Raw genomic sequence first — 23,571 nt, 5'->3', positions numbered from 1 at the left:
AAAAGTACGTACTGTTCAAATTTACTTCATGGGTACATAATAACATTCACCGGCCGGTAATGACTACCCTTTAGCTTGATCGCAGCACCAAATAGATTGAACAACATATAGGAGTGAGATGATACCATGTCTTTGGATAAAAAACGCGCAACCTTTGCCTTATTAGCTTTAGCCATCAGCGCGTTCGCGATCGGTACCACTGAATTTATCAGTGTGGGGCTGCTTCCCCTGATCGCCAATGACCTGCACATTTCGGTAACCCTCGCCGGGTTAACCGTTACGTTATATGCGCTCGGCGTCACCTTTGGAGCACCGATTCTAACCTCTTTAACGTCGGGAGTGCCCCGCAAAATTCTGCTAATCGGCATCATGCTGGTATTCATTGCCGGCAACAGCCTGGCAGCCGCGTCCACCGGGATCGGCCTGCTGCTGGCGGCCCGCATCATTTCGGCCTTGTCCCACGGCGTATTTATGTCGATCGGGTCGACGATTGCCGCCGATCTGGTCGCGGAAAACCGCAGAGCCAGCGCCATATCTATCATGTTCTCGGGACTCACCGTAGCCACCGTCACCGGAGTGCCGCTGGGGACGTTCATCGGGCAGCAGCTCGGCTGGAGGTCCGCATTTGTGGCGATCGTGATCGTCGGAATCATCGCTTTGATTGCGAACCTGATCCTCGTACCGGGCAACCTGCGCAAAGGCGTCCGGACGCCGGTCCGCGATCAGGTCAAAATCGTGGCCAACGGGCGCCTGCTGCTTGCTTTTCTGATCACCGCACTTGGCTATGGAGGAACCTTTGTTGTTTTTACCTACCTGTCGCCGCTGCTGCATGATATTACCGGCTTTAAAGAATCAACCGTCGCCCTGATATTGCTGCTATACGGGATCGCCATTGCCATTGGTAATGTGATCGGAGGCAAAGCGGCCAACCGCAGGCCTTTATCCGCCTTATTGTATATGTTCCTGATCCAGGCGGTCATTTTGCTTCTCCTCACATTCACGGCCCCGTTCAAAGTCGCCGGGCTGATAACGATTTTCGGCATGGGGCTCCTGGCCTTCATGAATGTGCCGGGACTTCAGGTGTACGTCGTGATGCTGGCGGAACGGTTTGCTCCGAAGGCTGTCGACGTCGCTTCGTCCGTGAACATTGCCGCATTTAACGCCGGCATTGCGCTGGGCGCGTATTTAGGCGGAATCGTGACCGATCATCTCGGTCTGATTCATACGGCGTGGATCGGCTCGCTGATGGTTGCGGCAGCCGTTTTGCTCACCTGGTGGAGCCGGGCCCTGGAACACAAAGACACGGCGTCCGCAGTTTCTGACGACAAAATGATCCATGCGTAAACCTGAACCTTTTTTAGCTATCGTATCTAATACGGATAAGTCCTATACAGTTCCGGTAATGATAAACGAATGGGTTTCGATGGCGGAGGCATCAACGAATTTATATACCATGACAAACAACATCCAGGAGGCAATTTTATAATGACGCAACATGTACAAAGCAAAACCCGATTGAATAACGGCATCGAAATGCCTTGGCTGGGCCTGGGCGTCTTCAAAGTGGAGGAAGGCAGCGAGCTCGTCGAAGCAGTGAAAGCCGCTGTGAAGCATGGTTACCGGAGCATCGACACCGCAGCGGTTTATGCCAACGAAACGAGCGTCGGTCAGGGAATCCGCGAGGCGCTGGCCGATAACGGCCTGAAGCGCGAAGACCTTTTTGTTACTTCAAAAGTGTGGAACGCAGACCTCGGTTACGAATCGACAATCGCCGCCTACGAGACAAGCCTGAAGAAGCTGGGTCTCGACTATCTGGATCTGTACTTGATCCACTGGCCGGTTGCCGGCAAATATAAAGAGGCGTGGAGAGCGATGGAGCAGCTGTATAAGGACGGCCGCGTCAAATCCATCGGCGTCAGCAACTTCCAAGTACACCACCTGGAAGATTTAATGAAGGATGCGGAAATCGTACCGGTCGTCAACCAGGTGGAATTCCATCCGATGCTGACCCAGAAAGAGCTTCGCGGCTTCACGAAGCAGCACAACATTCAGCTGGAGGCGTGGTCTCCGCTGATGCAGGGCGAGCTGCTGAACCATCCGCTGTTGAAAGAAATCGCGGACAAATACGGCAAGTCCATTGCCCAGGTGATCCTCCGTTGGGACCTGCAGCATGGCGTTGTGACCATCCCCAAATCGACGAAAGAACACCGTATCGTCGAAAATGCATCGCTGTTTGATTTTGAACTGTCCCAGGAAGATATGGACCGGATCGACGGGCTGAACGAAAACCGCCGTGTAGGTCCTGACCCGGACAACTTCGATTTCTAATTCTGCTTCATCATCCGCAATACGAAAACGCCATCCCTCCGGATTCGGAAGGATGGCGTTTTTTAAATTCCATTGTTTTTGCACAGTTAACCACGGGCAATGGCATCACACGCGGTCTCTAAGAATGTATCCCCGCTCCAGCTGCACCTGTATAAAACCTTCCGGATCTTTGACATCCGCTGCGGCCGGCATATCCGAGCCCAGGAACAAAACGTTCCGTTCTGCGTCCCGTTCCCCTTCTGTCAGGGCGAATGCTCGAACTGAAGCAAACACCTGCTCCATCGTGGTATGAATGGCACTTAGCACGGCATCCCGCTGCAGTTTCCCTGCGGCGTTCATAATCAGAATCCCGCCTGCCTTCAGCCTTTGCCTGGCCAGCACAAAAAATTCTTCGGTCATCAAATGATGCGGCGTCCCTTCGCGTGTAAACGCGTCTAAGATGACATAATCAAAGGAGCCTTCGGCCTGCTGCTGCAATATGGCCCGTCCGTCTCCGATCACGACATTGTTCCAGCCATATTGAAAATACGTTCTGCTCAGCTCCACGATATCCGCGTTGACCTCGGCCACAAGGCATTGATCTTCCCGGAACCGGCCGGCAATCGTTCCAATTCCGTGTCCGATCATAAAGATTCTGCCTTTTTCGGGCGTCCGATTACGGATCAGCCGGACAATTTCGCGCGGATACTCCAGCACGATGCGGTCCGGATGCCGGAGGTCAATGGCACCTTGAACCGCGTTGTCTCCAAATTGCAGTACGCGGAAGCGGCCCGTTTCACCAAACAGCTCATGTGCTTCGTAGACGATGATTTCGTGGTTTCCGTTCGATGTTCTGGCTAACTCATACAATCCCGTCTTCCCCTTTCATACCCAAAAAGGCCATCGTCTTCTCAGACAATGGCCTTCTTCCCACAATTCGCATCCCGCTGATTAATCTTCAAGCTCCACGTTGTGGTAAACATTCTGGACGTCCTCCAGGTTTTCGAGCGCGTCGATCATTTTCTCGAATGCCGGCTGGGACTCGGCTGGAAGTTCCACATAGTTCTGCGCAATCATGGAAACCTCGGCAACCGAAAATTCGGTTACACCGGCGTTCTGGAAAGCTTCCTGCACGGCATGGAACTGCTCCGGATCCGAATATACGATTACAGAATCATCTTCCTGGATAATATCGCGAACGTCGACGTCCGCTTCCATCAGCAGCTCCAAGACCTCTTCCTCCGTCTTGTCTTCGACCCCGATGACGGCGGTGGAATCGAACATATAGGCGACCGATCCGCTGACGCCAAGGTTGCCTCCGTTCTTGCTGAATGCAGCCCGAACCTCCGAAGCGGTACGGTTGACGTTATTCGTCAGGGCATCCACGATCACCATGGATCCGTTCGGTCCGAAGCCTTCGTAACGCAACTCGTCATAGGTCTCATCAGAGTTGCCTCTCGCCTTCTCCAGCGCGCGGTCAATGATGGCCTTCGGCACATTGTACGTCTTGGCGCGTTCCAGAACGACCTTCAGCGCCCGGTTCGATTCCGGATCCGGCTCACCCTGTTTGGCGACGACATAAATTTCACGCCCAAAGCGGGCATATATACGACTAGTATTTGCGTCTTTCGATGCTTTCTTCTCTTTAATGTTATTCCACTTACGACCCATACGATCCGCTCTCTTTCCGTAATATCAGATTCTATCGTTCCTCGTAGAAGACGTGTTCTATTATATCGCAAAAACGGTCGATTGAACAAGCTTCCGCCCTACGAATCGCTCTTCTCCCTTGTCGGCAATGTTCTTGGCTGTACCCCTTCAAAAGTCAGCTTCACCGGCCTAATCCGGCCTTCGGAATCAAACTCCATCCGGTCGATGCAGACTTCGCGGTGATTCGCCGCGGTTTCCGTCAGCGGACGCCGGTGGTAAACGATGTACCACTCATCTTCCCCCGGAATTTGAATGACGCCGTGATGTCCCGCTCCCGTAGCAACCTCGGGATCCTGCTGCAGTATTTTGGCCTCCCGCACAAACGGCCCCAGCGGCGAATCGGAGACGGCGTACCCCACCGAATAATCCGGGCCTCCCCAGCCGCCTTCAGCCCACATGAAATAATACTTGCCTTCGCGTTTGATCATGCACGGACCTTCCACGAAGTTATCTGGCGTAATCTCTTTATATACCTCCCCGTCTGAAAACGGTACGATGCTGACCATGTCCTCATTTAGCTTCACGACGTTGCAGTGCTTCCATCCGCCGTAATACAAATAAGCCTGACCGTCGTCATCGATAAAAACATGGGGGTCGATCGGCTGGGCGCCATGGTAAAACTGGTCGATCAGCGGCTTCCCCAGCGCGTCCCGGTAAGGTCCTTCGGGACGGTCAGCCACGGCAACGCCGATGCCGCCCAGCTCCTCATTGCTCTGGATGTCGTTCGCCGCAAAATAATAATAATAGCGTCCGTTTCGCTCGATCGGCGAAGGGGCCCACATCGCCCGCCTTGCCCACGAAATGTCCTTCATCTCCAGAATCCGTTCAACCTTGGTCCATTGGACCAAGTCATCGGAATAGAACGCATCAAAAAACGTCTGGTCATCGTACGCTGCCGAATATGTAGGATATACCCAATACCGCCCCTCAAAAATTCGGGGTTCGGGATCGGCATACCATCCGGGAAAAATCGGGTTGCCTGAACGGCGGTCGTTACCATTAAGATTCACTATACTGCTCCTCTCATAAGTGACTTGTCCTGTACATCATTTTACCAAACGATGATACCGTTTTCCTCACAAAAAAACGTCATCGGCGTACATTCTATGAAGCCGAACCGCATGTAGCGGAAACTTTTTGGCGAGATCAGATGCTTAGCCTTGGAAGTATTATACTTTCTGAACTCTAAAAAAGGTACAGGCTCGGCAGCCTGCACCTTCTTTTATAATGATACCTGTTGAATCGCTTACTGCTGCACAGCACTTGGATCCATGTACATGACTTCCCACAAATGGTTGTCGAGGTCCTGGAAGCTCCAGCCGTACATAAATCCGTGATCCTGCTTGTCATTGGACGGCTTGCCGCCCGCCTCCAGCGCTTTGTTCACGATTTCGTCCACCTGCTCGCGGCTGTCAGCGGACACGCACACGATGACCTCGTTCGTCTTGGAGGCATCGGCGATTTCTTTATTGGTGAACGTTTGATAATACGGCTCAACCAGGAGCATGACATAAATATGATCACTGATGACCATGCAGGTTGCATTGTCATCCGTAAATTGCGGATTAAATGCAAATCCGATGCTGGAGAAGAATTCAATCGAGTTTTTCAAGTTTTTAACCGGGAGATTCACGAAAATTTTGTCCAATTGCAGCGCCATTTAAAATTACCACCTTTTATCGAAATATTCACGGTAACCTGATCATGATTCGGCTCAACATTTGCTCCGCCAAGCGGCGATTCCTGAGTCTAGTCTGCCATCACATCGTGATACCGTTTGACTTAATTGCATTCTATCATGGATATGACGCCAGGATTTCTTATCAATTGCTATCATCGCTGATCTCAAGCAAAAAATGAAAAAATCCGCGATAAACGCGGACTTTTGCTTTAATTTCTAGCTGAGCTCCCGGTTCAACGGGCTCCTGGTTCTGCAGGCCCTTCAGGCACCGTAGGCAGCGCCGAAGCTCATCTCCGCTGAAACCGGACGTTGACGAGCACGATGCTGGCAAGAACCAGAATAAGGCCGCCTACAAGTTTCATCGTTACATGCTCGTTCAGAAAAAGCACGCTCGAAAAAATCGATACGATCGGAATCAGAAACGTAAACGAACCGATTTTGCTCGCTTCCCCTTCGCCGATCAGTTTAAAATAGACGAACCATCCTGCCGCGATGACGAAAACGGCGATAAACAGCGTATCCCAAATGAACGTCGCGTTCCACTGGATCTTCGACCAATCCTCCATCCCCGAACCGGCCAGCAGCAGAATGACACCGCCTATCGTAATTTGCATCGCCGTCAGCCAGGTCGAGTCGACCTTGGGTCCGATCTTCTTGACATAGGCCGTGCCGAGCGCCCAAGAGAGCGCAGTGAACAGCGCCAGAATAATACCGATGGCGGAAACGTCCCCTGTAAGCCCACCCGTGCTCATGGTGGCGACACCGGCAAAGCCGACGATCAAGCCAAGCATCTTCTGCTTCGTCATGGCCTCTCCCAGCCACAACCACGAAAACAGCCCGAGCAGCACGGGCTGAAGAAACACGATCGCCGAGAACAATCCGGCCGGCGTATATTGCAGTCCGATAGTTTGTACACCATAGTATATAACGATACTGAGCATCGCGGAGGTCAAATAGATCGGCCAGGTCTGGCGCAGCCGCAATTGCTTCGCTTTAGGCAAGGCTACCAGCACAAGCAGTATACCGCCGATCAGTGCCCGCAGGCCGGCGAACAAGATGGGAGGCGCATAGTCCAGTGCTATTTTGGATAACGGCCAGTTGATTCCCCATACCAATATTAAAAAGATTAATAGAAACAATGTATTCTTCTGCATTCGCACGGAAGGTCACTCCTTGAATCATGGTCAATTCCCATGATACAATACGTTGAACTATAAATAAAATGCATATTCCTCATAGGAGGTATACCATAACCGTTATGAATGAGACGCAGATCAGACTATTTGTGGCCGTCGCGGAAACGGGAAGCTTTACCAAAGCGGGCCAGATGATGAATATGACCCAGCCGGCGGTCAGCCGCGCCATATCCAGCCTGGAGACCGAGCTCGGGGTTACCCTCCTGAACCGTCATCCGCGTAACGGTGTCGTCCTGACCGACATCGGTAAACGGATTGTGGTAACCGGCAGGGAAATTTTACTCCAGTACGAAAAAATTTCGCAGGAGGTTGCCGCCGAGAAAGGGCTGGAGACCGGCAGCATCCGCGTCGGGGCCTTTCCGGCAGCCGCTTCCTTTTATTATCCGAAAATCGTCCGCGCCATCAACGACAAGTATCCGAACATCAACATCCAGATGTATGAAGGCACCGTAGAAGAAGTCCGGCATTGGCTCGATGAGCTGGTCGTGGATGTCGGCTTCCTCATTCCGCCGCTGAACGATCTGGACACAAAGCTGCTGCGGAACGAAGCGCTTCACGTCGTTTTCCGTGACGATCACCCCTTCCGCCATTCCAAGGAGATCCGGATTCAGGATCTATCGGATGAGCCGATGCTGGTCTGCAAGGGCGGCTATGAGCTGCCGGTTATGGAACTGTTCCGCGCCGGTGGAACGAATCTGAACGTGAAGCATATTACGACCAACTATCCGACCGCCCTGAACATGATCAACGAAGGACTGGGCATCTGCATCATGTCGGAGCTGTCCCTGCAGAGCGTGCCTGAACATGTCATGAGCCGGGAGTTGACTCCTAGGGCGTACCGCAAGCTGCATCTTGCCGTTCCCTCCTTCAAACAGGCATCCATTGCCGTCAAATTGTTTGTGGATACGGCATTCCGGCTGTTCCCGCCCGCAGCAGCCCATCCCGGCGAGCAAGCTTAGGCGACAGAATACCGCACGGCATACGCGCCGTCATACCGGCTTTCGTCTGAACTGCTGCGGTGAAGCGTGATGCACCTTTCTGAACATTTTGGAAAAATGTGAAAAATTGTAGTATCCGAGAGACTTAGCCACATCAGAAATCGGAAGGCTCGACGCCCGGATCATCTCTTTGGCGGCCTCCATCCGCTCACGAAGGATGTAATCCGTAATGGACTCTCCCGTTTCCCGCTTGAACAGACGGGACAGATATGCCGGATTCAAATGCACACAACAGGCGAGCTGCTCCCTTGTGATCGGTTCATGGAGATGCCCGGCAATGTAGCTTTGAACACGCTGAATGACCGAAGGATGGCTTTCTTTCTCCGGCAACGATGGGTTAACACGCTGGGCGGCAAGGCAGGTCTTCAAATCCCGCTCCACGTCCTCGAGCTTTCCCTGCTCCCGGCAGTGTCATCAGCAGCAGCCATTTGTATTTCTTCAGTTGTCTCCGGAACGTGGAAAACCGCCGGACCTTTGCCGGCCGCACCACGTTCTGCACCGCCTCTTGCATGATCTCACTCCTTTTTGTCGTTTCGTGACCTGTAACCCCTTACAATTCCGATTCTATATTGTGCATGCAAAGGCCGGCTACCACGATGATGACTTCCTGCTAACACTCTGATGACTTGTTTGCCTAATTCCCAATCGATGGTTGACACCCCGTACGGGAATCTTTATGCTAGGGGCGTAATCGATCCTATGAAAGCGAAATCATCTTTGGGGAGGTTGACCCATGAGCAATACAAAAGCCGTTTCGCGCGTGTTCATTCTGGGAATGGACGGCGCCGGCAACTTTATTCAGCACACGGCTACACCGGTCATCGACGCTTTTCTGGCAAAAGGGGCCCTCACCTATACCGCCCAGGCCCAGTCGCCGACAATTAGTGCGGAATGCTGGGGCTCCGTACTACACGGCGTTGTGCCGGAAAAGCACGGATTGACGAACGAGGTCGCTGTGAGTGAGCCTTATCCAGCCGAATCACCTTACCCTTCCGTATTCCGGCTTGCCAGGAAGGCATGGCCTGAGGCCAAGCTCGCCTCCTTCACCAGCTGGCGCCCGATCAATGACGGGATTGTGGAAGATGGCATCGGAATACATAAGGAATCTCTGCCAGACGCCGATTTGGTTCAGGCCATTCAGGACTATCTGGAACAAAATCCGGACGTCAAACTGCTATTCATGCAGATCGATGAGCCTGATGCGGCCGGACACAAATACGGGTACGGTCCAGATTCGCCCGAATATTTGAATGCGATTATACTAAATGACGGCCTGTTCGGAAAGGTGCTCGGCACCCTTGAGCGGCTGGGCCTTCTTGAAGACAGCCTGGTGATTTTGCTGACCGACCACGGCGGCGGAGGCGACGACAAATACAGCCACGGCAGCGATCATCCGATGGATAAAAATGTGTTCTGGGGCTGCGTGGGACCGGGAATTGCGCCGGGAACAGCCATCGGGGGAATTTCGATCGTGGACACCGCGGCTGTCGCCGCCGCCGCCCTCGGCCTGGACATTCCGGAAGCCTGGGATGCCGCTGTCCCTGCCGGTTTGTTCCAGATCCGCACCGTGCCGGGAAACGACTAGCAGGAGGAGGAGCAGATGAGGAAAACATTGCGAGTTCGCGAGGACGGCACGTTTACCATCGTCCAATTTACGGATACGGAGTTTTGCGAGCCTGATGATGAAGAGCTTCAAATGAAGCATATGATGCGAAGGATAATCGAGGCGGAACAGCCCGATCTGGTCGTCTATACCGGCGATGTGATCGCCAGCAATAAAAGCCCGAATCCGGTTGCGGCGTTCCGGGATGCGGTGTCGGTTCCGGAGCAGATGGGCATCCCCTGGGCAGCCGTCTTTGGAAACCACGACTCCGAGGCCCCCGATATGACGCGGGAACAGCTTCATGCCCTGCAGCTGTCACACCGGTACTGCTATGCGATCCCCGATCCGCCCCAGGTCAAGGGCGCAGGCAACTATTGTCTGGAAATCCGGGATTCACACCGGGACAACGTGGAAGCCGCCCTTTACTTTTTGGATTCGGGCAGCTACTCGCCGCTGGAGCATCTGCGCGTCGGATTTTATGACTGGATCCGCCGCAGCCAGATTGAATGGTATACGCAATATTCCTACCGTCTTACCGCAGGTAACGGCGGAGTCCCGCTGCCATCGCTTGCCTTCTTCCATATTCCGCTGCCCGAATATAACGATATTTGGGATTTCTCGGTCTGTTATGGGAACAAGCTTGACCGTCACTGCTGCGCTCCCTGGATCAACACCGGTTTTTTTGCGAGCATGGTTGAAATGGGTGATATTCTCGGCACCTTTGTCGGCCATGATCACGGCAACGATTTTTGGGGAACGCTGCACGGCATCCGCCTGTGTTACGGCCGAACCACTCGCAACGCTTATCTGGATCAGCCATTTATGCCCGGCGCCAGGGTCATCCGGCTCACGCAAGGGGAGCGAAGCTTTGACACCTGGCTGCATCTGGAGGATGGGTCCGTCATTCGCGACCAGCCTGTCCATGTACCGACCGGCAGACCCTTGCAGGCGGGAATACCGGCAGCAGCCGAATAACAGCCTGAAAAAGCCGTTCAAGCGATGCGGATTGCATCCTGTCTTGAACGGCTTTATTCGTATTTTCATCCCGATATCTCGGCCTTTTTCTCGTAGTAGCTTGCCGGAATGATTTTAAAAACCTGAACATACAAAAGCGAGCTGAGGATCGTTGCCAGGAAGATGAAGCCAAACACGACAACCGGCGGAAACCACGAAGACAGCATAATCGTGACCGGAGCGATAAAACGGCCGACCGAGAACTGCAGATTCGCCGCCCCCATGTATTGCCCTCTGGCGTGTTCAGGCGCATATTTACTGATGAAGCTGTCGGTGACGGGACTCCGCGACAGCTCGCCGATCGTAAACACAAACGTAAACACCAGCAGCAGCCACACATGTGTCGTCAAACCGATCAAGAACATCCCCCCGCCAAACAGCAAGGCCGACATGATCAGGATGTTCCTTTCGGACCAGCCCTCGAACAGTTTGGTGACGGGGAGAACGCACAGCACGAACAACAGCCCGTTCAGCCCCAGCATCAGCCCGAACACCTGCGCGCTGCTCAGGTTGAACGTCCAGCCGCTGAAGGACAGCAGCGCCTGTCCCGGTACGTATTCTTTGACATACATCGCTAAATACATATCCAGCTGCATAAAAGCAATCGTCACCAGGATCCCCGCGGCAATATAGAGCGCGAATACCTTGTCCTTAAATATCACACCGTAACTTACCACCTGCTCCTTCAAGATAGCGGTCAGCTTGCTGCGGGTGCGATTCATCCTTGCCGTCGCAGGAAGCGTCTCCCTGCTGAAAAATAATATGGTCAAAAAGTACAGAAGTGTTACCGACGTGCAGGTCCACAGCAGCTCGTGCCGGTACTGGAAAAAGAATACCGAACCTAGCGCCGGGCCAAAAACCGCCCCAATATTTCTGCCTGTCACGAAGGTTGCGAATACCATACGCCGGTCCTTTTCCGGAGTCACGTCGGCCACCATGGCCGAGCTTCCCGGCGAATAAATCGCCCCTCCCAGCCCCAGTCCAATATATGCGGCATAATCGAGCCAATGGGATGGGGATAACGCAAAGACGGCAAACATACAGGACTGCATGCAGGCTCCGAGCAGCATGGCGGGTCTCCGGCCGAAGCGGTCCGCCAGATACCCGCCGAACAAGCTCCCGAACAGGCTGACCAGGGGAGGAACAGCCATCAGCATACTGGCCGCGGTCTTGCCGAACGCGTCGCTGAAAAACAGGGTGATGTAAGGAAAGTACATCCAAAACAGCAGATTGAAGAGTGTGTCGCCGATCAGCCGGATTTGCAAGTTCAAATCCCATTTAAGCCAGTTCACAACAGAGGTTCCTCCTGTTTCATATTGGGGTCCTTTCTCTTCCTGAAGAATCGTTGGCGGTGAAATGGTCATCACGTGGAAAAAATGGAAGGAGTTTTAATATATCACAGGAGTATGAGGCCGGGCAACGATTTTTTTGCAAGCGATATCAATCGCGATACGAAGTGAACCTGTGAAACGGCTTGAACATAAAAAAACTCCTGAAGGCATGTTCCTTCAGGAGTGTATATGATCGCTATCGGCAGCCAGCAAAGCTGACGGCAGGCCGCAGCTATTCAATCCGCGCACAGGCGATCCGGTTGCCGGAGTTCCCCGACGGGTCGGTCACGTAATCGTCCGCTTTTTCGTGGATGATGATCGCGGTTCCGCCCGGCTTCAAGAGCGAATTGGCGGCTCCCTTGTTAAGCGTAACAGACTGGGTTTCCAAATCGGCGGTCACCGTTCCATCCTGCTTCACCTGAATGTTCAGCAGGTCTCCGGCATGATAGCCCTTCGGATTATGGAAGCCGTGCTGCTTTCCGGTCGGGTTGAAATGGGCTCCCGCCGTTTTAAAGTCTGGCGGATCACACTTGCCGTTTTCGTGGAAATGAATGCCGTGCTCACCAGGCGGCAGATTCGCGGCTTCGATATGGATCTGAACTGCGGCTCCTTTTTGCGTCAGAAGCGCCGTCCCCACTTCCCCGCCTTTGGAATCCACGATTTTCACTTTCAGCTGCGGCTCTTCCGAATTGGCATAAGCAGCCGGTGTTGCAGCGGCTCCGAGCAGGAATCCGGCACTGAGGCAGACGGACATCACCATTTTCTTCATACTTGCATTCGTCCTCCTGTATTCTGGTTTTAGGTCCCCCAAAATCAGGTTTGCCTATTTCCCGAAAAAGATAACACCTGCGCCGGACCGAAATTCGAAAAAATAAAAAGCAGCCCAAAGATCCCTGAAGGGGAGATTCGGACTGCCGTAATGATGTGAAGTTCAAGCGATGGCTTGTATCGTGCGGTTACACGAGATCAGGAATATGGATCTCGACTTCCTTCTTCGTCTGCGAAGAGCGGATAATGCCGTCAATAATGGCCTGATTCCGCAAAATTTCCTCTCCCGGAATCGGAGCCGGCGTCCCTTCGCGCAGCGCGCGGACAAAATCCTTGATTTTCTCCTCAAACACGTTGATTTCATGCTTGATAAGCGGAATATTGCTCTCGGTATGATGTCCCTGGATGTCATGGAACAGCGAGATGGAGCCAACATGGCCATCCCATACCCCGCTCCAAGGTCCGCTGCCCGCCGGAAGCACCTTCATGCCCGCATCCGTGCCGAGGAACATCGTCGCACCGAGCGTATCCATATGCATCGCCCAGGACGTCTTGAAGTTCAGGACCAGGTCTCCTTCGAACCGGACCATGGCCACACCGAAATCCTCAACGTCAAATTGTCCGGCTTCCGCGTGATATTTCGGATTGGTGCCGAAATAGTTCGAGGTATAGGCGGATACGGTCAGCGGCTTCGGATAGCCAAGCGTGTTGAGCGCCAGATCTAGTGAATAGCAGCCGATATCGGCCATTGCGCCTGCGCCGGCGATATCTTGACGGATAAATGTACCTCCCGGCATGCCGCGGCGGCGTCCGCCCCCGGTTTCCACGTAATACACTTTACCCAATTGTCCGTTCTGGACCATATTTTTAATAATGGCCATGTTCGGGTCGTAGCGCGGCTGGAAACCGACGTTCAGCATTTTTCCGGTTTTCTTGGACACCTGCACCATTTCGACCGCTTCGTCCAGCGTAACCGACATTGGCTTTTCCAGCATAACGTTTTTGCCGGCCGTCAGCGCGTCCACCGTTGTGCGGTGATGCGCCACGTTCGGTGTACAGATGCTTACGCCGTCCAGATCCAGCTCGAGCAGCTTGCGGTGGTCGTCAAAGCCGGTCGCATCCGGCAGGTCCCAACGCTCAATGAATTGCTGCGCCTTGTCTGGCAGAATATCCGCCACCCCGACGATCTGAACATCCTCGATTCCTTTGTAAGCCCGGGCATGCGCTCCGGCGATGCCTCCGCTCCCGATAATGCCAATCCGAATAGTTTTTCCCACGAGATCGTAATCCTCCTATACTTTCGCGTTCTTTCTCCGGTATTCCGACGGCGTGTAGCCGTATCTCTTCCGAAAAACGGTATGCAGATAGCTTCCGCTGGAAAATCCGCCCTGAACGGCGATTTTCTCGATGGACCAGCGCGTCTCCACCAGCTGGCGGCACACCTCCTGCAGGCGGAAATCCTCCAAAATTTCACTAAAGGATCGCCCGCCCCCTTGATCCTTAATGATCCGCTGCAGCTGCCTTGAACTGATATGCAGCTTGTCGGCCACATCCTCCAGCACCACTTCGCCGGAAGAGTTGGCATGAATGTACTCCAGAGCCAGCTGGTACCGGTAGGCCTTCATGTCCCGGGACGGAAGCTCCGCCTCCCTTGGTTCCGGCTCGTAAGCGCGTACGGCACGGAGCAGAATTTGAATGATGCAGTTTTTGATCGTTGTATAGAGTCCTAAATATTTTTGTTGTGAGGCGTTGAAGGCCTCCAGGAAAAACGGCATCGCCCGGTACGTATCCATCACGGGCTTCAGCGGCAGCGTCCGCAGCTTCTCGATGCAGTCATGCGCCTCGGCAACCTCCCATGGATCGGCATTTGGACGCGGCGACTGGCCGGCATCCGGTACCTGCGACAGGTCCCTGATATCCACGTGCAGGCACAGCTCATCCATCGATTCCTCGGGATCCGCTTCCTGGTAATGCAGCACCTCCGGCCCCGTCAGATAGAACATGCCCTCCTGAAGAGCATAGGGTTCATCCACCAGGATCACCGTTCCCTTGCCGCGAGGTATAAAGTGAAATTCAAACTCGGCATGCTTGTGAAAGGACACGATTTTCCCCGGAGGAAAAGAAGTCAAATGAAAACGTATAACCCGAATTTCATAATTTCCCCAATAGATGCGTAAATCCAGACGCTCCAAAGCATCCTGGCGTCCCTGCATAGTTTCGTATGGAAAATTATTCATCATTGCAGCAACATCCTTATGTCTGATAAGTTCTGTAATGGTTAGCCTTGCAGTTCGTTCAGTTTCACGGCGCGGCGCTCCGCGTTCGACAGGCTGGCCGCTTCCATGAGCTTCGTCAATTCGATCGCCATCGCGATGTTTTCATCGGCCGTTGTGCCTTGTTCGATGTGGCTGATCCACTGCTCAAACGCGCTTTCGCGGTTGGCCGGAACCGGGATTTCGACCCAGGCGTCCTTGTATTCCTCATTGCGGGTCGTACGAAGAAGCAGCTTGCTGTCCGGCGTTCCGAACAGAATGGTTCCTTCGGTGCCGTGAACCTCCACGGTAAACGGCGAAAAGTTGTTCACGAATCCGGCTTCTACCACGCCTACCGCACCCGATTTCGTAGACAACGTCGCAACCGCATTGTCTTCCACTTCTTTTCCGGTTATGTATCCGAATTGCGCGCTCACGTCCACAGGCTCTTCTCTCAAGAAGAGTCGCGTCAAGTACATCGGGTGGCAGCCAAGATCGATCAGGGCCCCGCCGAGCGTCTCTTCCTTCTTATAAAAATGAGCAGGCAGCCAATTCGCTGTCGCACCGTTATGGGACAGCCGGACGCGCACATAAGTAACTTTGCCCAGCAGCTCCTGGTCCAGAAGTTCCCGAATCGCCAGCGTATAGCCGTCGTTCAGTCTGGGTAGGGATACGGTCAGCTTCACGTTATTTTTCTCCACTGCCGCAATAATGTCGTTGACCTCGCTCAGCGTGGCGGCAATAACCTTTTCCGTAAAGATATGCTTGCCGGCTTCTGCGGCTTTGATCATGACTTCGCGGTGCATGTTCGTTGGCGCATCCACGATGACCCCGTCGATATCGTCACGACTGAGCATTTCATCCAATGAAGCGTAAAAAGTCACGCCCTGTTTATCGGCGGCTTCTTGCCCCCGCTCCGCATTTTCGTCCCACACAGCCACGATTTCCGCACCCGGATGAGCCTCAGCCTGTTTCGTATAATCCCATGCATGCACATGCCAATAGCTTATTTTACCGATTCTGATCATATCCAGCGCTCCTCAGTATTTAATATTAAGACATCATGCCCTTAATCTAACACATGAAAAACCGTTAATACAGTATAATATTGCGACAATTTTATATAAATTCGCGCCACAAGAAAAACCTGGTCTTAAGACGGGTTTCCGCCCCAACCGGAGACGGTTTTGTTCCGGCAAAAATTTGCGTATCATGGGAATACAAGTTCTTCCGGACTGTTAAGAAATCGGGCAGACGGCTTAATACTTTCTTAAGCTTCCTGTTCATCAGTTCTTTATCTTTAATAAGTAAAATGGAAAGCACAAGTACAATGACGATAAAGGAGATTCTTATGGATGTGCTGGGATATATCGAGCGGCTGTTCGGACAGTACGGATATTGGGTCCTGCTTCTCGGGCTTCCGCTGGATGCCATCGCCTTGCCGATTCCGCCAGGCAATACGACGCTTACCTACACCGGGTATTTGTCCTATAAAGGCGTGCTGGAGCTGCTTCCGGCTTTAGGTGCCGCCTACCTCGGCTCCATTGTCGGGCTGACGGTTACTTACCTGCTTGGGTACAAGCTGGGTCAGCCGCTGATCGAGCGCTACGGGAAATGGCTTTTTCTTAAACCGGAGCATGTGGAAAAGACAGCCAGGGTGTATCACAAATATGGCGACAAGCTGCTGCTGTTCAGTTATTTCATTCCGGGCGTCAGGCAGTTTATCGGTTATTTTACCGGAATCATCCGCGTACCCTACCGTACCTTTGCCTTGTACGCCTACACGGGTTCCGCGCTCTGGGTTACCGTCTTTATCGGGATCGGCTACATTTTCGGCAATCAATGGCAGCTTGTCTTGACCTGGACGGAGCATTTTCTGAAATACGTCGTGGCCGCCGTGTTCGCCATCCTGGTCGTATACGTTTACTTGAAATGGCGCAGGCGCTCCAAGGTTCATTCGAGGCAATAGCTTCGGAAGCTGAAGACCCTATTTGATGCATAAACACATTTTGAGGAGGACCGATGCATGATCATCACCCGTTATATGGAGCAGGCGCACGGCTGGGACCGGCGCGTATTCCACTGGATTAACCGCACGCAGAATCCGTCCATGCTCCATGCTGTGCTGCGCATGCTGACCCACTTGGGCGGCGCGCTGTTTACGATTACCCTGACGCTGTCCGTCGCCCTCTTCGCTCCCGATCCGTGGCGGACAACCAGTCTGCAGAGCTTTGCCGCCCTGGCCATCAGCTTTTTAATTACGACCTTGATTAAACGCAAGGTCCAGCGGATACGCCCGTACCTCGCCCTCGAAGGCGTTAGGGTTGGGAACAACCCGCTGAAGGACCCCTCGTTCCCGTCCGGGCATTCGACGGCCATCTTTTCCATCATTACCCCGTTTCTGTTTATGGGCTCCTGGGTCGCCGCCCTGCTGCTGGTTATTGCACTCATCGTCTGTATTTCGCGGATCTATCTCGGGCTGCACTACCCTTCGGACTGTCTGGTCGGCAGCTTCGTCGGCAGCATGACGGCGGTGCTCACCGTCGCCGTGATCAATCTATGAGTTTTCAGCCTTCATATACAGCATAAAGAGTGCAGTCCGCTGGGGACTGCACTCTTTATGCTGCTGTCTTGACCGCCGAGTCACTGTCGATTCGGTTGCTCATGCCATCAGGCGTGGAAGAATTGTCCCGAACGGACTTCCTTCACATAGCCTGCACGGATGGTAAAATCCCCGAAATGCTCGCCGTCCCGGCGTTCCTTCGCGTAGTGGAAAATAATCGGCTTCAGGGAGTCCAAAATTTCGGCCTCGCCGATATTTTCCTTGTAGAGCTTGTTCAGTCGCTCCCCGGCAAATCCGCCGCCGAGATACATGTTGTATTTGCCCGGCGCCTTGCCGATAAAGGCGATTTCCGCCAGCGCCGGTCTCGCGCAGCCGTTCGGGCAGCCCGTCATCCGGATGACGATTTCCTCCTCGCGCAGGCCCGCTTCTTCCAGCATCGGCTCGATTTTGCCGAGCAGCGTAGGCAGATAGCGTTCGGATTCAGCCATTGCCAGACCGCAGGTCGGCAGAGCCACACACGCCATCGAGTTACGGCGCAGTGCCGAATAATGGATACCGTCGGTCAGACCGTACTGCTGCACCAATTCGGTGATCTTCTTCTTTTTCTGACTGCTCACGCTGCCGATGACCAGGTTCTGGTTCGGCGTCAGCCGGAAATCCCCCGTATGAACTTTGGCGATTTCCCGCAAGCCGGTCATCAGCTCATACCCTTCTTCGTCCTTGATTCGCCCGTTCTGGATAAAGAGCGTCAAATGCCACTTGCCGTTGCTGCCCTTGACCCAGCCGTACCGGTCGCCGTTGCTCTCGAAATGGAACGGCCTTGCCGGCTCCAGCTCCCACCCGAGACGCGCAGTCAGCTCCTGGATAAACCAGTCGATGCCGCGGTCGTCGATCGTATATTTGAAGCGCGCGTGTTTCCGCACGGAACGATCGCCGTAGTCGCGTTGGATCGTCACGGTCTTCTCCGCCAGATCGATCACCTGCTCCGGCGTGCAGAACCCGATGACCTGCCCTACCTGCGGGTACGTGGCCGGATCGCCGTGGGTCATCCCCATGCCGCCGCCGACCGAAACGTTGAATCCGGCCAGACGTCCGTCCTCCACAATGGCGATCAATCCAAGGTCCTGCGAAAATACGTCGACATCGTTGGACGGCGGGATCGCCATGCCGATCTTGAACTTACGCGGCAGGTATACAGGGCCGTAAATCGGCTCCTGTTCCACGTCATGATCGTGGCTGTCCACCACTTTTTCTTCGTCAAGCCAGATCTCGTAATAGGCCCGGCTCCGCGGATCCAAATGGGCACTCAGCTTGGTGGCCCAATCGTACACTTCCGAATGAATCTCCGACTCGTACGGATTCGGATTGCACATGACGTTCCGGTTCACGTCGCCGCAGGCGGCCAACGTGCTGAGCAGCGATTCGTTCACCTCGCGGATCGTGTTCTTAAGGTTCCACTTCAGCACCCCGTGCAGCTGAAACGATTGACGTGTCGTCAGGCGGATCGTCCCGTTTCCGTACTTCTGGGAGATCCGGTCCATCATCAGCCATTGCTGCGGAGTAACAACGCCGCCAGAGGCGCGCACCCGGAGCATAAACTGGTAAGCCGGCTCAAGCTTCTGCTTCTGCCGTTCGTTGCGCAGGTCCCGGTCATCCTGCATGTAGCTGCCGTGATGCTTCATCAGCCGGTTATCGTCCTCGGGGATCGACCCGGTAATCGGATCCTTCAGCGTTTCCACCAGGCTTCCCCGCAAATAGTTGCTTCTGCGTTTGATATCCTCCACATCGCTGTGGGGCGCGCTGTTTGGTGACATCAAATTGTTCTCAGACATGTTTGCTCTCTCCTTCTCGCTTGCCTATAGGATGTGCTTAATAGACATCCCGCTGGTAACGTTTCTCCTGCTGCATGCGAATCATATATTCGGCAGCTTCCTCAGGACTGAGACCGCCTTCCTGTTGAAGGATCGTCATCAGCGTGGAATGGACGTCATGGGCCATTCGTTTCTCGTCGCCGCACACATATACCACGGCGCCTTCCTGCAGCCACTGATACAGTTCCCGGCTCTTCTCCAGCATGCGGTGCTGGACGTAAACCTTCTGATCAGAATCCCGAGAGAAGGCCACGTCCATGCGGCTCAGGACGCCGTCCTTGAGCCAGCGCTGCCATTCGATCTGGTACAGGAAGTCGGTTGCGAAGTGCTGATCGCCGTAGAACAGCCAGCTCTTGCCTTCGGCTCCCGTCTCTTCCCGCTCGCTCAAAAATGCGCGGAACGGGGCGACGCCCGTACCCGGGCCGATCATGATGATCGGGGTATCCGGATTTTGCGGAAGCTTAAAATTCGGATTATGCTGAATATAGACCGGTAAGGCCGATCCGGACTCGCTTCGTTCAGCCAGCTGTACGGAGCAGACGCCGTACCGCTCTCTTCCGCGGTTCTCGTATCGGACGGTCCGGACCGTTACATGCACCTCGTCCGGCGACGCCTTCAGGCTGCTGGCGATCGAATACAGACGTGCCGGAATTTTACGCAAAATGGCTACGAACTCTCTGACCGGGATGCCCTTCAAGGAATAATCCTGCACCAGATCAAGCAGATCGCGTTCCTCGATGTAAGCTCTCAGCTCATCGTGACCCGATGCGAGCAGTTCGTTCAGTGCTCCGTTAGAGATGAGCGCGGCTGTCTTTTCCAGCAGGGGCTTGGTGAGCACCGTGATTTCATAATGGTGGAGCAGCGCCTCGCGCAGCGTAGTCTCATCGCCGTTTTTGTTTACCGGTACGGATTCTTCGCCGGACCATCCCATCGCCTCGATCAATTCGTCGACAAGCCGCGGATGGTTTTCCGGGTAGATACCCAGGCTGTCCCCGGGTTCATACTCCAGATTCGAGCCCTCCAGCGATATTTCCAAGTGCCGGGTTTCGCGGTCGGAACCGCGGCCGTTCAGGTTGATATTCTCCAGAACTTCGGCCTGGAACGGATTGGTTCTGGAATATTCCGATTCCGTGGATTCGAGCAGCGTATCTGCCGTGACAGGCACGGCCTGCGCGGCAGCACCGGCTCCGGTAAGCTCGGCAAGCGCGCTGGCCACGCTGTTGATCCATTCCGCCGCCGGCTCGTCGAAATCCACGTCGCAATCGACGCGCGGAACGAGCCGCTTGCCGCCAAGCTCTTCCAGCCGCTTGTCAAAATCCTTGCCTGTCTGGCAGAAGAACTCATAAGAGGTGTCTCCCAGCGCCAGGACAGAGAACGGCATGCCTTCAAGCTGCGGAGCCCGCTTGCTGTGCAGAAACTCATAAAAGGATATGGCGTTGTCCGGCGGATCCCCTTCGCCATGCGTGCTGACCAGAATCAGCAGGTTCTCCACCTTTTTCAATCCGTTCGGTTTAAAATCGCTCATCGAAGAAACCTTGACCTCAAAGCCCTGATCCTGCAGTCTCTTGGTCACCTTCTTAGCCAGCGATCCGCAATTGCCGGTCTGCGATCCGTACAGGACGGTAACCTCTTTCGGTGCAGCCGGTGCAGTGCTTGCCGGAGACGCAGCCGGCGCATTTACGGCAGCCGCAATGGGGGGCGTTCCCAGCACAGCACTTCCCGTTACGGCGGCAGCTGCGATATATCCGCTCAACCAGATGCGCTGGGCATCGGTTAATGTGGGCAGCAGACGGTTGAGCAGCTCGACCTGCTCTTGGTTAAAAGGGCTGTTCGTTACTTGAAGTTCCAACAAATATCCACCTCGCGTAGCATGCATTAGTGATAATTCCTAGTAGATTACTCATATTTTCTCTCTTGAACCTATCACAGCAGGGGGGAACGGTCAATTAGAATGATCTTATAGGTTTTATCAGGTTTGCTGATAAAGTGTTTTTGGCCGCTTATTCATCTTGAAACCGCCGTTCGAGAATAAAAAAACAGGCCCGGCTGCTATTGAGACGGGCCTTTCGAATGTAGCAAAAATTCAATTTACCTGTGACACAGTTTCTCGCGAATCAGATCCGTTACCAGCCGATCCGGTGAACGGTCTCCCCGGCCAACTTTCATCCTGTTGCACAGTACTGCAACGGCAAGGCCGTTCGACGGATCGGCGTATCCGATCATACCGCCCAATCCGGCATAACCGAAAGCCGCCCGGCTGCCGCCCATGACATCACCGTCTTGGCTAAGCGAGTAGCCCAGCCCCAACCGAACAGGAGCGAGCGCAACTTCGTCGATCCCTTCAAATTGCAGCCGCGCTGCTTCGGCTATGGTGGCCGGCTTGAGCAGGCGTCTGCCGTCCACGCCCTCGCCAATCAGTGAAGCATACATGCGCGCTAAAGCCTGAGCATTTGCGACGGCATTGACGGCTGGTACGGCTGCTGAATGGAAGCAAGCCGAGTTCCACTCCGGATTGGCAACCGGAACCAGGGCCGGAGGCAGCACCCGCTTGAACAGCATCTCATCGGGCATGGAAGCAATAGGTACGGCTTCGCCGCTAATTTCGGCGATCCGGGTTTCCGCTGTGGCCCCTAAGTACAGCTCCCTGTCCATTCCTAGTGGCTTGCAGATCTCGTCCTGAACGATCTGGCCAATCGCCCGGCCATCCGCTCTGGCAGCCGTTTCCCCTAAAATCCATCCAAAGGTCAAACCGTGATAACCCGCCTTGATTCCAGGTTCCCAGATGGGTTGTAACTGTTCCATCTCGTATACCATCGCCTGCCAGTTGGTCACCAGCTCCATATCCGCGTGCGCAGGCATCAAAGGAACGCCTGCCGTATGAGTCAGAACCTGACGAAGCGTAATCTCTTCCTTCCCATTCGCTCCGAACTCGGGCCAGTAATGAGAAATCCGCTCATCATACCCCAGCTTGCCCTGCTCGGCGAGAATATGAATCGCAGTGGAAATCACACCTTTGGAACAGGACTGCATCACGAAGAGCGTATCCGGATGGACGGGGTTATGTCCTAAGGCATCGGCGCTGCCTGAAAAAGCATTCACGACCAGTTCACCGTGCCAGTAGGTTGCTGCTTGGAATCCTGCACCGATATCGTCTTTCGCAAGTTCATCCAGCAGCCGCTGGACCTGGGTTTGAAGATTTATGAGATGCTGCCGTTTGTTTATCAATGGATTGGTCAATGCATTCAACTCCCTTATTATTTAAAATGAAAAAATAAGGTGCAAAGCCCATCCAATAAAACGTCCTGAGGGCGAACTGTTCAACTTATCGTCCGCCCATGCAAAGGTTCGCCCTATGAATAGGCTTTGCATGAGCCGCTTGGCATACTGGCAAATTGATTTGCCATCGAGATCGACCGCCTTTCTGCTTGGAATTGTAGCAGAGAATTACGAGTGCCTCAACGCCAAAAATAAATATAGTCAAATTTTATAAAGAATCGGGAATATCCTTTGAGCAGCCTTTTTCTACTTAAACCGTCTGGGAAATATATCCAGATATACATGAAAGGGTTGAAATTTCTGATGAAGCATATATTTGCGTTGTTTGTCATGGGAGCCATTCTGTGCGGCTTGCTCAGCGCCTGTACCGATTCTTCAGATTCAAATGACGTCACTTAAGGGTCTGCGCCAAGCTCAAACACTTCGAAGCAGCATACCGCCGATTCGGCCGGCCCATCCGGGACGGACGGTTCCTCACAAGCAGCCGTCACTCCCAAAGGAGGGGGAAAGATCTCCGCGGAAAAAGCGCTGTATGAAATCTATTCCCGGATAGGCATCAGCGATGAAGAGAAAGTGGCTCAAATGATGCGCCAAATTGCGGGTGTCGATTGGAATGAGTATAACCAAATCAGCAGCCATCAGTCGCTTGAGACCGTTGAGTATCTTTATAACCACGCAGATATGATCGCAGTCGGAGATTATCCTGATATCATCAGGGGGGAGAACGGCACGGATGGCGCGCTTACCGAGAGTTACGACGCCATCCTGGCTGAACTGTACACGCGGGAACCGTCCAAGTTCATTGAAGCACTAGCAGGATTGGAAACTCCATCCGAAATGGAGTCCGTAGTATCCCATCTGACGTATGGATTGAGCTATCAGGATACCGCCCAGGTCAAGGCGAAATTGGAGCAGTTGAAACAAACCGGCGACCTGTCAGTGGACGAGCGAAGGGTGGCGGATCAATTGCTTGGTCGGGTGGAACATCCCTACTAAAAAAA

General features: G+C 53.8%; 23 protein-coding genes. 8 read left to right on the top strand and 15 right to left on the bottom strand.

Annotated elements, in window-relative coordinates:
- Positions 1–126 precede the first annotated feature (126 nt).
- Together FHS19_RS05085 and FHS19_RS05080 are read left to right on the top strand one after the other, a co-directional pair.
- Positions 127–1,344: an MFS transporter gene (locus FHS19_RS05085; RefSeq protein WP_183579492.1), complete on the top strand. Its 1,218-nt coding sequence runs from the start codon at positions 127–129 to the stop codon at positions 1,342–1,344.
- A 141-nt stretch (positions 1,345–1,485) separates the two neighbouring features.
- Positions 1,486–2,328 carry an aldo/keto reductase gene (locus tag FHS19_RS05080; RefSeq protein WP_183579490.1) on the top strand — a complete coding sequence of 281 codons (843 nt, stop codon included), beginning with the start codon at positions 1,486–1,488 and terminating at the stop codon, positions 2,326–2,328.
- A gap of 105 nt (positions 2,329–2,433) precedes the next feature.
- On the opposite strand, the gene FHS19_RS05075 is transcribed toward FHS19_RS05080, so the two are convergent.
- From FHS19_RS05075 to FHS19_RS05055, 5 genes are all read right to left on the bottom strand, one after another.
- Positions 2,434–3,177, bottom strand: coding sequence for a spermidine synthase (locus FHS19_RS05075; RefSeq protein WP_183579486.1), 744 nt, complete (start codon positions 3,175–3,177; stop codon positions 2,434–2,436).
- 81 nt (positions 3,178–3,258) lie between these two features.
- Positions 3,259–3,978, bottom strand: a complete 720-nt coding sequence (locus tag FHS19_RS05070) for a YebC/PmpR family DNA-binding transcriptional regulator (RefSeq protein WP_183579483.1) — start codon at positions 3,976–3,978, stop codon at positions 3,259–3,261.
- Positions 3,979–4,076: 98 nt separating this feature from the next.
- Positions 4,077–5,027, bottom strand: a complete 951-nt coding sequence (locus FHS19_RS05065; protein ID WP_183579480.1) for a glycoside hydrolase family 43 protein — start codon at positions 5,025–5,027, stop codon at positions 4,077–4,079.
- A 236-nt stretch (positions 5,028–5,263) separates the two neighbouring features.
- Positions 5,264–5,677, bottom strand: a complete 414-nt coding sequence (locus FHS19_RS05060; protein WP_183579477.1) for a VOC family protein — start codon at positions 5,675–5,677, stop codon at positions 5,264–5,266.
- 308 nt (positions 5,678–5,985) lie between these two features.
- Complete coding sequence (locus FHS19_RS05055; RefSeq protein WP_183581447.1) at positions 5,986–6,852, bottom strand: DMT family transporter; 867 nt, start codon at positions 6,850–6,852, stop codon at positions 5,986–5,988.
- A gap of 104 nt (positions 6,853–6,956) precedes the next feature.
- On the opposite strand from FHS19_RS05055, the gene FHS19_RS05050 reads away from it, so the two are divergent.
- Entirely contained in the window at positions 6,957–7,853 is an 897-nt protein-coding gene (locus tag FHS19_RS05050; protein WP_183579474.1) for a LysR family transcriptional regulator, read from the top strand.
- A 30-nt stretch (positions 7,854–7,883) separates the two neighbouring features.
- On the opposite strand, the gene FHS19_RS34765 is transcribed toward FHS19_RS05050, so the two are convergent.
- Positions 7,884–8,273 (bottom strand): helix-turn-helix domain-containing protein, encoded by a 390-nt coding sequence (locus FHS19_RS34765; RefSeq protein ID WP_183579471.1) that lies wholly within the window; start codon positions 8,271–8,273, stop codon positions 7,884–7,886.
- The gene (locus tag FHS19_RS05040; RefSeq protein ID WP_183579468.1) at positions 8,230–8,403 is read right to left on the bottom strand and encodes a hypothetical protein; all 174 of its coding nucleotides are present in this window, start codon (positions 8,401–8,403) and stop codon (positions 8,230–8,232) included. The genes FHS19_RS34765 and FHS19_RS05040 overlap by 44 nt, the downstream gene beginning before the upstream one ends.
- A gap of 222 nt (positions 8,404–8,625) precedes the next feature.
- On the opposite strand from FHS19_RS05040, the gene FHS19_RS05035 reads away from it, so the two are divergent.
- A complete protein-coding gene (locus FHS19_RS05035) occupies positions 8,626–9,477 on the top strand; it encodes an alkaline phosphatase family protein (protein ID WP_183579465.1) in 852 nt (283 codons plus the stop codon).
- Positions 9,478–9,492: 15 nt separating this feature from the next.
- Positions 9,493–10,470, top strand: coding sequence for a metallophosphoesterase family protein (locus FHS19_RS05030; RefSeq protein ID WP_183579462.1), 978 nt, complete (start codon positions 9,493–9,495; stop codon positions 10,468–10,470).
- A gap of 65 nt (positions 10,471–10,535) precedes the next feature.
- On the opposite strand, the gene FHS19_RS05025 is transcribed toward FHS19_RS05030, so the two are convergent.
- From FHS19_RS05025 to FHS19_RS05005, 5 genes are all read right to left on the bottom strand, one after another.
- Positions 10,536–11,801 (bottom strand): MDR family MFS transporter, encoded by a 1,266-nt coding sequence (locus tag FHS19_RS05025; protein ID WP_183579459.1) that lies wholly within the window; start codon positions 11,799–11,801, stop codon positions 10,536–10,538.
- Positions 11,802–12,072: 271 nt separating this feature from the next.
- Positions 12,073–12,609, bottom strand: a complete 537-nt coding sequence (locus tag FHS19_RS05020; protein ID WP_183579456.1) for a superoxide dismutase family protein — start codon at positions 12,607–12,609, stop codon at positions 12,073–12,075.
- Between the two features lie 187 nt (positions 12,610–12,796).
- A complete protein-coding gene (locus FHS19_RS05015; protein ID WP_183579453.1) occupies positions 12,797–13,885 on the bottom strand; it encodes a Gfo/Idh/MocA family protein in 1,089 nt (362 codons plus the stop codon).
- 15 nt (positions 13,886–13,900) lie between these two features.
- Positions 13,901–14,848, bottom strand: a complete 948-nt coding sequence (locus tag FHS19_RS05010; RefSeq protein ID WP_183579450.1) for a helix-turn-helix domain-containing protein — start codon at positions 14,846–14,848, stop codon at positions 13,901–13,903.
- Between the two features lie 38 nt (positions 14,849–14,886).
- Positions 14,887–15,888, bottom strand: coding sequence for a Gfo/Idh/MocA family protein (locus FHS19_RS05005; protein WP_183579447.1), 1,002 nt, complete (start codon positions 15,886–15,888; stop codon positions 14,887–14,889).
- Between the two features lie 323 nt (positions 15,889–16,211).
- Between FHS19_RS05005 and FHS19_RS05000 the strand changes: the two genes are divergently transcribed.
- Positions 16,212–16,829, top strand: coding sequence for a DedA family protein (locus FHS19_RS05000; RefSeq protein ID WP_183579444.1), 618 nt, complete (start codon positions 16,212–16,214; stop codon positions 16,827–16,829).
- A gap of 57 nt (positions 16,830–16,886) precedes the next feature.
- Positions 16,887–17,423: a phosphatase PAP2 family protein gene (locus FHS19_RS04995; protein ID WP_246426419.1), complete on the top strand. Its 537-nt coding sequence runs from the start codon at positions 16,887–16,889 to the stop codon at positions 17,421–17,423.
- A gap of 107 nt (positions 17,424–17,530) precedes the next feature.
- On the opposite strand, the gene cysI is transcribed toward FHS19_RS04995, so the two are convergent.
- The 3 genes from cysI to FHS19_RS04980 all read right to left on the bottom strand — a co-directional run bounded on the left by cysI (position 17,531) and on the right by FHS19_RS04980 (position 22,531).
- On the bottom strand, positions 17,531–19,255 hold the full coding sequence (gene cysI / locus FHS19_RS04990) for an assimilatory sulfite reductase (NADPH) hemoprotein subunit (protein ID WP_183579441.1): 1,725 nt from the start codon (positions 19,253–19,255) through the stop codon (positions 17,531–17,533).
- Between the two features lie 37 nt (positions 19,256–19,292).
- The gene (locus FHS19_RS04985; protein WP_183579438.1) at positions 19,293–21,143 is read right to left on the bottom strand and encodes an assimilatory sulfite reductase (NADPH) flavoprotein subunit; all 1,851 of its coding nucleotides are present in this window, start codon (positions 21,141–21,143) and stop codon (positions 19,293–19,295) included.
- A gap of 239 nt (positions 21,144–21,382) precedes the next feature.
- Positions 21,383–22,531 carry a serine hydrolase domain-containing protein gene (locus tag FHS19_RS04980; protein ID WP_246426418.1) on the bottom strand — a complete coding sequence of 383 codons (1,149 nt, stop codon included), beginning with the start codon at positions 22,529–22,531 and terminating at the stop codon, positions 21,383–21,385.
- A gap of 621 nt (positions 22,532–23,152) precedes the next feature.
- Between FHS19_RS04980 and FHS19_RS04975 the strand changes: the two genes are divergently transcribed.
- On the top strand, positions 23,153–23,566 hold the full coding sequence (locus tag FHS19_RS04975) for a hypothetical protein (RefSeq protein WP_183579435.1): 414 nt from the start codon (positions 23,153–23,155) through the stop codon (positions 23,564–23,566).
- The last annotated feature ends 5 nt before the right edge of the window (positions 23,567–23,571 follow it).

The sequence above is a fragment of the Paenibacillus rhizosphaerae genome (assembly GCF_014192015.1).
GTDB classification, from domain to species: domain Bacteria; phylum Bacillota; class Bacilli; order Paenibacillales; family Paenibacillaceae; genus Paenibacillus_AQ; species Paenibacillus_AQ rhizosphaerae.
The sequence above is the reverse complement of the archived record's forward strand: the minus strand, read 5'-3'. Positions and strand labels throughout refer to the sequence as shown.